This is a genomic window from Polaromonas sp. P1_G1, from assembly GCF_056405595.1.
In genome coordinates this window covers 12,353-24,923 of the sequence record NZ_JBFUBU010000065.1, presented here as the reverse complement: position 1 = coordinate 24,923, position 12,571 = coordinate 12,353, and the positions used below count along the sequence as shown (strand labels likewise).

10 protein-coding genes are annotated in these 12,571 nt (G+C 59.7%); 5 read left to right on the top strand and 5 right to left on the bottom strand.

Annotated features, from left to right (window positions below):
- Positions 1 to 64: 64 nt before the first annotated feature.
- From AC1D1Y_RS23895 to AC1D1Y_RS23875, 5 genes are all read left to right on the top strand, one after another.
- Entirely contained in the window at positions 65 to 979 is a 915-nt protein-coding gene (locus AC1D1Y_RS23895) for a ketopantoate reductase family protein (protein WP_477684534.1), read from the top strand.
- Between the two features lie 169 nt (positions 980 to 1,148).
- On the top strand, positions 1,149 to 1,904 hold the full coding sequence (locus AC1D1Y_RS23890; protein WP_477684533.1) for an SDR family oxidoreductase: 756 nt from the start codon (positions 1,149 to 1,151) through the stop codon (positions 1,902 to 1,904).
- Positions 1,905 to 2,064: 160 nt separating this feature from the next.
- On the top strand, positions 2,065 to 2,469 hold the full coding sequence (locus AC1D1Y_RS23885; RefSeq protein WP_477684532.1) for a cupin domain-containing protein: 405 nt from the start codon (positions 2,065 to 2,067) through the stop codon (positions 2,467 to 2,469).
- Positions 2,470 to 2,795: 326 nt separating this feature from the next.
- Positions 2,796 to 3,608 carry a formate/nitrite transporter family protein gene (locus tag AC1D1Y_RS23880; protein WP_477684531.1) on the top strand — a complete coding sequence of 271 codons (813 nt, stop codon included), beginning with the start codon at positions 2,796 to 2,798 and terminating at the stop codon, positions 3,606 to 3,608.
- 74 nt (positions 3,609 to 3,682) lie between these two features.
- On the top strand, positions 3,683 to 5,428 hold the full coding sequence (locus tag AC1D1Y_RS23875; RefSeq protein ID WP_477684530.1) for a bifunctional protein-serine/threonine kinase/phosphatase: 1,746 nt from the start codon (positions 3,683 to 3,685) through the stop codon (positions 5,426 to 5,428).
- Positions 5,429 to 5,452: 24 nt separating this feature from the next.
- Here AC1D1Y_RS23875 and AC1D1Y_RS23870 read toward each other — a convergent pair whose 3' ends face one another.
- The 5 genes from AC1D1Y_RS23870 to AC1D1Y_RS23850 all read right to left on the bottom strand — a co-directional run bounded on the left by AC1D1Y_RS23870 (position 5,453) and on the right by AC1D1Y_RS23850 (position 12,435).
- Positions 5,453 to 5,935 carry a hypothetical protein gene (locus tag AC1D1Y_RS23870; RefSeq protein WP_477684529.1) on the bottom strand — a complete coding sequence of 161 codons (483 nt, stop codon included), beginning with the start codon at positions 5,933 to 5,935 and terminating at the stop codon, positions 5,453 to 5,455.
- 199 nt (positions 5,936 to 6,134) lie between these two features.
- Positions 6,135 to 7,202 (bottom strand): Bug family tripartite tricarboxylate transporter substrate binding protein, encoded by a 1,068-nt coding sequence (locus tag AC1D1Y_RS23865; protein ID WP_477684528.1) that lies wholly within the window; start codon positions 7,200 to 7,202, stop codon positions 6,135 to 6,137.
- A gap of 406 nt (positions 7,203 to 7,608) precedes the next feature.
- The gene (locus tag AC1D1Y_RS23860; protein WP_477684527.1) at positions 7,609 to 8,898 is read right to left on the bottom strand and encodes a hypothetical protein; all 1,290 of its coding nucleotides are present in this window, start codon (positions 8,896 to 8,898) and stop codon (positions 7,609 to 7,611) included.
- Positions 8,899 to 9,033: 135 nt separating this feature from the next.
- Positions 9,034 to 9,501, bottom strand: a complete 468-nt coding sequence (locus tag AC1D1Y_RS23855) for an EVE domain-containing protein (RefSeq protein WP_477684526.1) — start codon at positions 9,499 to 9,501, stop codon at positions 9,034 to 9,036.
- Between the two features lie 42 nt (positions 9,502 to 9,543).
- Positions 9,544 to 12,435 carry a TrlF family AAA-like ATPase gene (locus AC1D1Y_RS23850; protein ID WP_477684525.1) on the bottom strand — a complete coding sequence of 964 codons (2,892 nt, stop codon included), beginning with the start codon at positions 12,433 to 12,435 and terminating at the stop codon, positions 9,544 to 9,546.
- Between the last annotated feature and the right edge of the window lie 136 nt (positions 12,436 to 12,571).

The following is a 12,571-nucleotide window of genomic DNA, read 5'->3' as shown; positions in this document are numbered from 1 at the left end:
GCACGGCGGACTTGAAACACAATCGCTGTCTCCACATCTCCCGCCAAGCGGAAGGCAGCTCTCCATGACCCAATCTCTCAAAGTCGCCGTGATGGGCGCAGGCGCCGTCGGTTGTTATTTCGGCGGCATGCTGGCGCGAGCCGGGCACCAGGTGGTGCTGATCGCGCGGCCGCAGCATGTGGAGGCCATCGCGCGCGACGGCCTGCGCATGGAAACCCGCATGTTTGACGAACACGTGCGCGTGGCCGCCAGCAGTGAGCCGGCCGCCGTCAAGGGCGCCGACCTGGTGCTGTTCTGCGTCAAGTCCACCGACACTGAATCGGCCGGCGCGCTGATACGGCCGCATTTGGCCGTCAATACCTTGGTGCTGTGCCTGCAAAATGGCGTCGACAACGCCGACCGCCTGCGCGCCGTGCTGCCCGGCACCTCGGTGGCCGCCGCCGTGGTCTATGTCGCCACCGAGATGGCCGGCCCCGGCCATCTCAAGCACCACGGCCGCGGCGACCTGGTCATCGAGCCTTCAACGCGCAGCGACAGCGCCGCGCAAGCCCTGGTCGCCGCCGGCGTGCCCACCGAAATCTCCGCCAATGTGCGTGGCGCGCTGTGGGCCAAGCTCATCCTCAACTGCGCCTATAACGCCGTCTCGGCCATCGCCCAGCTGCCTTACGGCAAGACGGTGCAGGGCGTGGGCGTCGTGGACGTGATGCGTGACGTGGTCGCCGAATGCCTGGCGGTGGCCAAGGCCGAAGGCGTGCAGGTGGCCGGCGACGTGCACACCGCCGTCGAAAAACTGGCTGGCAGCATGCCCAACCAATACGCCTCCACCGCGCAAGATCTGGCGCGCGGCAAGCCCACGGAGATCGACTACCTCAATGGATTGATCGTCAAACGCGGCGATGCGTTGGGCGTGGCGGTGCCGGCGAACCGTGTGTTGTGGTCCATGGTCAAGCTGCTCGAAGGCAAGGCCGCAGCAGCCTGACTCAGCGGGAGACCAGAGGGGGGAGGGGCAAGAGAAATGGCAAGGGCAGGGCGCAGGCGTCACAAACCGGCAGCGTCAATCGTCATAGAGGCAGGTGGTGCTCAATTTCGAGCCACTCAACCAGGAGGAACTCCACCTCTACCTCCACCCTGAACCAGAAAGTGCACACATGAAGATCGTCGTCATCGGAGGCTCAGGCCTCATCGGATCCAAACTCGTCAGCATCCTTCGCCAGCGCGGCCACGAGGCAGTAGCGGCATCGCCGGCATCCGGCGTCAACACCCTCACCGGCCAAGGGCTGGCGGAAGTCCTTGCGGGCGCCCAGGTGGTGGTCGACGTGGCCAACTCGCCCTCGTTTGAGGACAAGGCTGTGCTGGAATTTTTTGAAACCTCGGGCCGCAACCTGCTCGCGGCCGAAGCGGCCGCCGGTATCACGCACCACATCGCGCTCTCGGTCGTCGGCACCGACAAGCTTGTGGAAAGCGGTTATTTCCGCGCCAAGATCGCCCAGGAAAAACTCATCCGGGCCGCCAGCATCCCTTACACCATCGTCCACTCCACCCAGTTCATGGAGTTCCTGGGCGGCATCGCGCAGTCGGGCACCGAGGGGCAGACCGTCCGCCTGTCGCCGGCCTTTGTGCAGCCCATCAGCTCCGACGACGTGGCCGCCGCGATGGCCGACTACACACTGGGCGCGCCGGTCAATGGCACGGTCGAGATCGCCGGGCCGGAAAAGGTGCGCCTGCCGGACCTCGTCCAGCGTTTCCTCACGGCGAGCAATGACCCGCGCAAGGTCGTCGCCGATCCGCAGGCACGCTACTTCGGCGCCGAGCTCAAGGACGACACCCTGGTGCCCGTTGGCAAGGCACGCTTGGGCGCGGTGCGGTTTGAGGAGTGGTTCGCCAGGTCGCAAGCCGCGAAATAAGCGCAGCCACTCTTCTCCCTCTAGGGAAGGCTAAACGCAGCCACTCTTTCCCCCAGAGGGGGAAGGGGCTAGACGCGGTCACAAACCTGCGCCCTGAATCGTCTTAAAGGCAGGTGCCTCAATTCCGAGCCGCATCAAGCAACCCCCTGAAAGCCCCTCCATGAAAACAATCTGCATTTCCCTGTTTCTCGCAAGCGGCGCCTTGCTCACCCAGCCGACCCTGGCCGCCGGCCCCGAAGGCGTGCGCGTCACGCCGGTGATGGCGCAAGACCTGGCCGATTTGCCGGGTAAAGAAGGCCTGATGATCACTGTCGACTACGCCCCCGGCGCGGCCGACCCGGTGCATCGCCATCTTGCGCACGCCTTTGTCTATGTGCTCGAGGGCTCCATCGTGATGCAGGTCAAGGGCGGCAAGGAAGTCACGCTGACGGCCGGCCAGAGCTTTTATGAAGGCCCCAAGGACATCCACACCGTGGGCCGCAACGCCAGCACCACCCAGCCCGCGAAATTCCTGGTGCTGCTGCTCAAGAAGAAAAAGGCCGAGGTGCTGGAACTGGTCAAGTAGCCATCGGCGCCAGCCGGCCCGCAGGCACCAAAATGTCGAGCCCACCGCGGCCCGGTGCACGCATTTGGGGCAATGCGCGCCTGCTGCCGTCGCATGGCGGGGCAGAAAGACCGGTTTCCGCCTGCATTCCTCGCGGCACAGTAGTTGCTTTGACCTACCTGTCCGGCTAATGACGGCTGGGCATGGCGTGGCCCGCGGGCCGCTGCCCGGCGGATTCAATGGATAACGACGTCCACTTCCAGCCTCCCATGTATGGGGAGCGCCTGGGGGTGGATTTTTTTTTGGCCTTTTGATTTGAGGCCCACAACTACAGACGAGAGGATCGTATGGCTTATCTAGTGCCTTCGGAATTTGTGACCAAGATGGTGGACGCGGGGGAATCCAAGATCTTCATGTCCACCCGCGACACCGTGATCCGGGCCTATATGGCCGGCGCCATCCTGGCCCTGGCGGCCTGGTTCGCCGTCACCATCAATGTGCAGACCGGCCAGCCCCTGCTGGGCGCCGTGCTGTTCCCGGTGGGTTTTGTCATGCTTTACCTGTTCGGCTTTGACCTGCTGACCGGCGTGTTCGTGCTATGCCCGCTGGCCTTGATCGACAAACGCCCGGGCGTGACGCTCAAGGGCGTGCTGCGCAACTGGGGGCTGGTCTTTGTCGGCAACTTCCTGGGCGCCTTCACGGTGGCGGTGATGATGGCCATCTATGTCACCAACGGCTTTTCCACCGAGCCCAGCGCGGTGGGCAAGGCCATCGGCATCGTCGGCGAAAGCCGCACGCTCGGCTACCAGAAGTACGGCGCGAACGGCATGCTCACCTTGTTCGTGCGCGGCATGCTGTGCAACTGGATGGTGTCGGCCGGCGTGGTCGGTGCGATGATCTCCACCCAGGTCAGCGGCAAGGTGATCGCGATGTGGATGCCCATCATGCTGTTCTTCTACATGGTGTTCGAGCACTCGATCGTGAACATGTTCCTGTTCCCGTCGGGCCTGCTGCTGGGAGCGCATTTCACCATCATGGACTACCTGATCTGGAACGAAATCCCGACGGTGCTGGGCAACCTGGTCGGTGGCCTGGCCTTTACCGGCTTGACGCTGTACGCCACGCACATTAAAACCGGACCTGTGCGTTCCATCAAATAATCCGCCTTTAAACCAAAGCAGCCTCAAAAGCCCCCGCGCATGCAAACATGCGCGGGGGCTTTGCGCCACCCCTTATGTCCCCTGAACTGAAGATATCGGCAGGCCAGTATTCGGACAAGGGCCGCAAAGAGACCAACCAGGATTTCCACGGCATCTACGTGCCGGTGGAGCCGCAGCTGAGCGCCAAGGGCATCGCCATCGCGCTGGCCGACGGCATCAGCAGCAGCGCCGTCAGCGACGTGGCCAGCCAGTACGCCGTCACCGGTTTCCTGGAAGACTATTTCTGCACCTCGGAAGCCTGGTCGGTCAAGACCTCGGTCGAGCGGATCTTGAGCGCCACCAACTCCTGGCTGCATGCGCAGACGCAGAGAAGCCAATACCGCTACGACAGCGACAAGGGCTATGTGTGCACCCTGAGCGCCATGGTCATCAAGTCGACCACGGCGCATATCTTCCATGTCGGCGATTCACGCATTTACCGCCTGCGCGGCAAGGCGCTGGAGCAGCTGACGAATGACCACCGCGTGTGGATTGCCCAGGGCCAGAGCTACCTGGGCCGCGCGCTGGGCTTCAAGCCCCAGCTGGAGATCGACTACCAGACCCAGCCGGTGGAGCAGGGCGACATCTTCTTGCTGGCCACCGACGGCGTCTACGAACACGTCACCGAGCACGACATGGCCGCCATCATCCGCGGCGGCGCCGATGCGCCCGAAGGCCTTGAGCTTGCCGCCAGGGCCATTGTCGACAAAGCCTTTCAGCGCGGCAGCGACGACAACCTCACGGTCCAGCTCGTGCGCGTCGATGCGCTGCCCCGCGGCGAGGCCGGCGAGATGCTGCAGCAGCTCTCAGGCTTGCCGCTTCCGCCCATCCTCGAGGCCAGGACGGTGTTTGACGGCTACACCATCGTCCGTGAAGTGCGGGGCAGCAGCCGCAGCCACATCTACCTGGCAACCGACAACGACACCGGCGCGCTGGTTATCCTCAAGACCCCGTCCATAGACCTGGGCGGCGACCCGGTCTACCTTGAGCGGTTTTTGACGGAAGAGTGGATTGCCCGGCGCATCAACAGCGCGCATGTGCTCAAGCCTTATGTGCCGACCCGGAAGCGCCACTATGTGTATGTGGCCACCGAGTACATCGACGGCCAGACGCTGAGCCAGTGGATGATAGACAACCCCCGGCCCAGCCTGGAGGTGGTGCGCGGCCTGGTCGAGCAGATCGCCAAGGGCCTGCGCGCCTTCCACCGCCACGAGATGCTGCACCAGGACCTGCGGCCCGAGAACATCATGATCGACGGCACGGGCACCGCGAAGATCATCGACTTCGGTGCCACCCGCGTGGCCGGGCTCGTGGAAGCCGATTCACCTGGTGGGCAAGAGGACATCCTGGGCACGGCCCAGTATTCGGCGCCCGAATATTTCCTGGGCGAGGGCGGCACCCCGCGCTCCGACCTCTTCTCGCTCGGCGTCATCACCTACCAGATGCTGACCGGCAAGCTGCCTTACGGCGCCGAAGTGGCGAAATGCCGGACCCGGGCCGCGCAGGACAAGCTGCGCTATGACTCCCTGCTCTACGAAGACCGCGAGATTCCGGCCTGGATAGACGAGGTGCTGCGCAAGGCCGTGCACCCCAACCCCGCCAAACGCTACGGCGAGCTGTCGGAGTTTGTCCACGACCTGCGCCATCCCGGACAGGCCTTTCTGCACAAGACGCGCCAGCCCTTGCTGGATCGAAACCCGGTGGCCTTCTGGCGCGGTGTGTCGCTGATCCTGGCGGTGGTCGTTGTGGTGCTGGTGGCGCTGAAGTCCACCAGCGGGTAAGCCCCGGCCTACCGCGTTACTGGCTTAGCGGATGCCGCCATAGTCCGCCAGCAGCCCGGGCAGCGCCCGGTCGGCGATCTGCAGCTGTTCGGGGCTGAACTGCGCCAGCAAGACCTGCGCGGTGGCGTCCAGCGTGGCCAGCATGTTGGAGCGCCGTTGCGCGTCGGCCAGCAGGTACTGGAAAGCGTCTTTCGCGTTCTGTTCATCCACGATGCGCATGCCGGCCGGGCCGCTGGTCGCCATGTCCAGGAAACGCCCCCGGAAATTCTCCCAGGCCGGGCCTTGCTCTTTTGTGATCTGCAGCGCCACCCGCAGGTCAAACAGCCTGCGGCTGACCTGCTCCCAGCGTGACTGGACGCGCGGCGCCTGAGGGCCTTCCGCCTGGGCTTCCCCAGGGCGAGGGGCGCGCGCGCCCCCGGTGTTGTACTGGGCATGGCTGGCGCAAGCCAAACCCGCCAGCAGCAGGGCCGCAGCCCCCGCTCGCCAGTGTGCCGATGAAATATGCATGTCCTCTTCCTGTGGTTGACGCGCGGCCTTGCGCGCCCCGCCTATTTTCAAGACGCTTGCGCGTCCGGCAGGTAGTGCTTCGGTAAAGGCAGAGTAAACCACAGCCGGGGCGGCCGGTTCTGGCTCGTGGGCCAAGGCATGCCGGGAGCGGAGAGGGAGGGGGCGAAGGCGCGAATGCCTTGCCCCGTTCAGCGGCCGTTCAGCTGTCGGCGCGTATGCCCCGCAGCATGATGATGCCGCCCAGGTTGCGTGTGTCGGCACGCATGCGTGTGCGCAGGCCCTCGGCCGTGGAGGGCGCCGGTTGCCAGCCCACCGTGATCAACCGCTGGCGCGTCTCGCCGGTCTTGAGCACGTCGATCACCGCCGCGCCCAGCTTGTCGCGCACCGCGGCCGGCAGCGAGGCCGGGCCGGCCAGCGCGGTGAAGAGTTCCATGTCCGCGCCCATGATGCCGACTTCGCGCAGGGTCGGCAGCTCCGGCACCAGCATGCTGCGCGTCTCCGAGGTCACGCCTATCACCTTCATCTTGCCGGCCTTCACCTGCTGCATCGCCAGGCCCGGCGGCAGCAGCGCCGCCTGCAGCTGGCCGCCCAGCATGGCGGTGATGATCTGCGGGTTGCCGGGATAGGGCACATGCATCACGCCCAGGCCGCCGCTGCGGCTCTTGATCAGCTCCATGCCCAGGTGGCCCGGCGTGCCCGCGCCCGGCGAGCCGTAGTTGGCCTTGTCGCCCTGGTTGCGCAGYCAGGTCAGCCACTCTTGCGGCGTGTTGCCCTGGGCGAAGTTGCTCACCACCATCACCATGGGCGTCGTGCCTATCAGCGCGATCGGCGCCAAATCCACGGCCGGGTCGTAAGGCGCCATCGGGTTCAGCAGCTTGGCAATCGTCAGCTGGCTGTTGTTCATCACACCGAAGGTGTGCAGGTCCGTCGCCTTGGCCACCTGGTCGGCCGCGATGATGCCCGAGGCGCCGGCCTTGTTCTCCACAATCACCGGCTGGCCCAGCGTCTTGGACAACTGCTCGCTGATGGAGCGCGCCGACAAGTCCTGCACCGAGCCCGGCGGGAAACCGATCAGCAGGCGTATCGGTTTGGTCGGCCACTCGATGGCCACAGGCGCCGCGGCGGCGGCAGGCTTCGCAGCCGCCGGCTTGGCGGCGACCGTGAGCTTGCCGCTCGCCGCCTTGCCCGGGGGGATGGGAGTGGCCTGGCCAAAGGCCGCCGGAGATGCCGCCGCCAGCAAAGCCGCCTGCACCAGCAGTGCGGGCATGCCGATCCCCGGCATGCCGCCTGGCCATGCCCGCAGCCAATGCCGCGGGCAGTTCACCGCTCCCCCTCTTGTCGTCCCGCCCTTGTTGATTCAAATCATTGTGTTGATCGGCCCGTGCAACGGTCAACCTGTCAGGCCTGACAGGGTTGGGGGACACACAGGGCGGAAAGCGGGGAGGGTAGGTGCTGCGAAACGCTATGTATGCAGACGAAATGCCGGCGCTGGCGGCTAGTGTCAGGAATGACAGTGACGAATTGGGCGGCGGCCGCGCTGTTGTGTGTTTGTCACGCGGCTCAGGGTATTGGGCGGCATTGGTTTTTTGCGCCCTAAGCCATTGGTTTGCCCGCCGTGCGCGGCATGAAGAACTAAGGATTAGAGCGCCACAGGCCCTTAGCCGGTTGCCGCATCAATCAGTGCCGGGCACAGGCGGCAAGGAAGTCCTTGAAATGATCCACTCCGTGCCGATTGCTTCGCCGGCTGAGCAATAGATGTTGCCTTTCAAAATGAGATCCTCCGCACTCAGTTCTACGACTGACGTACGAAAACTGCAGCCCTGCCTGTCAAGCAATTGTTCCGGGATGACGTCAGGTTGTATCCGCAGATTCCAGACCGCTTTTCCGTTCAAAAGTGATGCGCGAGCAGTAGCACTCACCCGATCTGCGCTTCTTGGCATGTTGAACAGCAAATTTTTCTCCAGCGTGGCAAAACCAAAATCATCTATCCGCAACTTCCCCACGCTATTGTTTTCGGGAAACAAAATATATTTCCATCCAGCCAGAGTGGCGTTTCCCGTTTCGTAAGCGTGCCGATAGGCGCTTTTCCAATCGTTGCGCGAAGCGTCATGAGGCCACAATTTATCGCTGACTTTGACATGCGCGGTGACCTTTGTGGTGGGTGCCTCTCTTGTCGACCAGTACACCCAGGTCAATAGATAAGGCCGGCCATCAGATGCCATGGGCCGGCTACTCGCGATGAATTTCCTGATGCTGCCGGCAAATCGGGTGTGATCGTCAGCATTAAATTCTGGGCCATAGGACGGGGAAATTCTTGGCGTCTTGTCCGGCATCTGACCCTGCCAATAGGGGACGGCCAACAGCAGCTTGCCGGTTGCCCTTTCGGAGAATTCCCACAGCAGTTCACCCTGGCCTGCATTGCTGGTGTTGACTTTGACCTGAACATCACTTGACAGTGTTTTGGTAAAAGAAACACTCAGGCATGTTCCCGGGCGGACCGGTATTCTCTGGGTCCAGTTGTTGTTTTCGCTCTTCCATACAAAGCATGCTGGATCGCCCTCTTGCGCAAGCTCGAGGCGGATGTAGGGGTTCTCCAGTGCCTGATCGACCAGGGGCTTGGGCGAACCGGATTGCTCAATCAACCACTTTGAACCGGCCGTATCGATTTCAACAAATGGAATCTGACCCCCAACAAACATACCCTCAATGGCGCGACTGAGATCAATCCCGCCCGTATACATGCCCTTGAATGGGATGGGGGTTTTCTGCTCGGCAAGCAAAGCGTCGGCCTTCTTCTGTGCGTAAGCGGTGAGCCTTGGGTTTTTGTCCCCGAACAGGAAGTTCAAGGGCACGATGACCGGCGCCAGAATGATGGCCGCAGGCAGCAGCAAATCAGAGACCCCGCTGGGGTCGGCCGTACCGGCCCGCCCGGGGCCAGGCAGCACGCCAAGAGCCAGTGCCATCAAGACCGAAATCGTCCTCCCATTCTGGGTGGGATGCGCGACCATGCGGCATAAGCGTGAGAAGGTATGCATTTCGAGGATTCCGTGAACGTGAGCGCAGTGTAGGCCGACGAGCTCCTGCTGTCCGCGTTCACGCTAGGCTTTGTCCAGCAGCTTGGAGATAAGCCGCCAGTGCTGAGGCTCCACAGGCGTGATTGACAGCCGGTTGCCCTTGCGCAGGATCACCAGGTCCGCCAGCGCCTCATTGGCGCGCAGTTCGGGCAAGGCCAGGTTGCGCGTTTTCTTCAACACCTGCACATCGACCAGCAGCCAGCGCGGCTCTTCGCGCTTGGCCTTGGGATCGTAGTAGGGCGACTTGGGGTCAAACTGCGTAGGGTCAGGGTAGGCCGTCGACGCCACACGCGCGATACCGACAATGCCCGGCTCGGCGCAACTCGAGTGGTAGAACAGCACGCCGTCGCCGACTTTCATCCCATCACGCATGAAGTTGCGCGCCTGGTAGTTGCGAACACCGACCCAGGGGACCGTCGAGTTTTTCGCTGAGAGCGCGTCGTCGACGGAGCACTCTTCGGGTTCGGATTTCATGAGCCAGTAGCTTGTCATGGTCTATAAATAATCGAAATTGACAATGAGGACAACGAGTTACTAATGAACTTTATGGGCACGAGTTTCATTGTTATATTTCTGCTCTCGACGAACAAAGGCGATTACACCGCCTTCCATGATGGATTGGATATCTCTCCTTACATGCGGTTCTTCAACCGGTCCAATGTGAGGAACTAAGAAAGTCGATCCATCTGCATTTTTTTCCTCTGTTGTTCTTACGCAAAGTGAACCCGCCTTATTCTCCAATGCGATAACCTGCTCAGCGTCCCCCAACACCGGGATGTTGGCATTGTGCGAAACCACAATAAGTTGCCGGTGCCACCGACTTTGGCGTAGCTCTTTAACTACTAGTTTTGATATCCACTCGGAATCCAAGTCATCTTCCGGTTGATCGAGGACGAGCGGTTCTCGCCCATGATGCAAAACGAACGCAAGCATCGCGGCAGTTCTTTGACCAGGAGAACCCTGAGAAACAGACTGCCAATCTCCGTCCCGCTGTGGCTTTCCATTCTCTCGTAAGAATTTCATTCCTACAACATCATCCGGCAATTGCGTCGCGATTCGTAATCTTGCTGATTCCTCCACGGATGCCAATCGTTCCAAAAAAGGCAATCGGAAGCTGGTGACCCGTTGGAACTCCTTAGAGTCCTTGTCGGTGAGAAATGCCTGCCACGCAGCAATTCGCTCCTCTAGTCCAATTGGATCACCATTCCAGAGCCACGTCGCTAGCTTCTTCGTCTCCTCTACAAATCCATCACTACGCAATGTTGAGATTGCACGAACTGTTTCAATCCATGGGTCGGCATCGCGAAAAACTTCAGTGCTGAACCTTAAGCGTCCACTTCGAAGTTCTATGCTGCTAAAAAGTTCTTGACGCGCTTCTCTACGCTGCTGAAAAAGAGTCAAGATGGCTTGCCATGCGGTGGTACTGGCTGCAAGTGCAGCTTCTAGTTTCGATTCTTTTTCTTCAAGTTGTCGTATTGTTTCTCGGCTGCGATTAAGTTCCTCTTGCAGGCGGCTAAATTCTGCTGGGGACAATCCTTGGGCTGAAAGCTCCTCTTTATACGATTGAAGATCAGCTTCTGCAGCGCGAACCTGTTCACTCCACTCGCTCGCATTGACTTCCTCCTCAAAAGCGGAAAGGCTTTGAGTTGTAGTTGTTGCGGCTTTCGACAATAAGTCGGAGAAAGATGTGGTGACGGCGTTTAGGCGTGCTGCTAAAGCTGCATAGCTCGGAGTGAGCGAAGCGCTATCAATATCTAGCGCAATGACCTGTTTGCTCAATGTTGATGCAATGACTTGTATCGCCTCAACTGTTTCTTTCAGCTCTGCTTTTCGAGTCTCCAAGCCTGAGTGCTCTTGTTGGCGTGATTCAATAGTTGCAAGCCGTTCCTTAACTGCTGAGGCGGCAAATGCTTGAACCTGTCCTTCGAGAATCGCAGATCGAGATTTCAAGGCAGGGAGTTGAGCCAGATCGTGCTTTAGCAGAACGTACGTTCGATGTTCGTTTCCCCAATGTGCGCGTGCGTCATCTAGTTTTCGCGAGAAACTGTTTGAAGAAAAATTAGAGTTGCCGAAAGATGCGCCAAAATTGAACCCAAACCCATTGCTCGAAAAGGCGCTTGCATCGACCAACGCAAGAAGACTTCGCGATGTTAGATGTGGATCATTTTTATCGCCCGCAGCTCGTTCAAACAATTCCTTCTGATTTATAACGGTAGCAAAGAAGGTGGTGGGAATGCGCTGTCCGTCGACATTAGTAGTGCTTCCATTCTCCAGGGACCACTCAGCAGTTTGTTCAACTTGTGATTCTTGAATTCGATGCCTTGAAATAAGGCGGGCTTCCGCAAATACAGTTGCAGAAAATTCCTCTACTTCAGATTTCAGGCGCGTCGGCAAGCTTTCGCTTGAGGAATAGAGCTGGCGTAGCGCTGAGACTACCGACGATTTTCCACTACCTCGGCCACCAATAATTACGTTTAAGCCTGGATGAAAATTCAAGCTTAACGGCGACATTGAGTTAGTTAGGGTGCCGCCTAGTTCAATGGATGAAATCCAGGAATGTCTTATGTTATTGGGGTTTCGTTCTGGGAAGTTTGCTAGCGCCGGCGCCCAATCGCATAGGATTCGTGATTCATGATCAAGGCAAGCTTGCCGTAGTGCTTCGATCGTTGGCTCGCCCATTCTTATCCATGTATATCGTTTCCCTAGGTCAGCTATGGCATAAGCGTCAGACGTTGCTACAAATGCCATATCAGGTAGCCTTGGGAAGTCATTGGCCTCTCTACGTTTAAAACGAGCACCGAATGAATCGCCTTGGGGATTGGAGCAGTCGCCGGGGTCGAGGGCTACCAGCCGTTCGTGATGCAAGGCCTTCCAACGGAGGTCTCCGCGGACGGTGTCTTTCGAAGCGATGCCGTTGTCGCTTAGCGCATGGGGAGCTATCGCGAGATAGCCATCTGGTAGTTTGTTTAGTATTTGTTCGAGAGTTTTGGATGCTGGTGTTGGGACTTCGCTTACGCCCTGCAAGCGATATCGCGGAAACTCATCGCTAAAACCCACAATCCCGTGGAGCAGTCGATCAAAGTCCTGCGAAGTTTTGTCTCTGTCTCCAATGATGAGGAGGTGAACTCCGTCGGCTCCGGTGTTGGTTGTAATTTCGCAGCCAGGAAATACACATACTCCATGGCGTGCTCCAGCCGCTTTAGCGTCGTCAATCCACTCACCAGTATTGTGATCGGCGAGAGCTATTACATCTATCTCCTTTGCTCGCAATGCGAGCATGTAGTCGTCTAGAAATCGTATTCGTTCAGTTACGCGTATGTTCGGATTTGCATCTTTTAGCCGGTAGTTCGAATCTGGTGGAAACTTGAAATGCCAGGCTGGAGTTGCCACTTGAAGGTCACATTTCCACCATTTGCTTTGCGTCATAGTCGTTGCCGTTTAAGAACTGATTCATTCATTTTGACGTCATCCACGATTGCAGTTCTCATTTACTTCAAGCGGAAGTCGTGAAAGAAAGGTTATACGTAAAGGCGCGATACGGGTTGATGAATAGCTTTGCTGG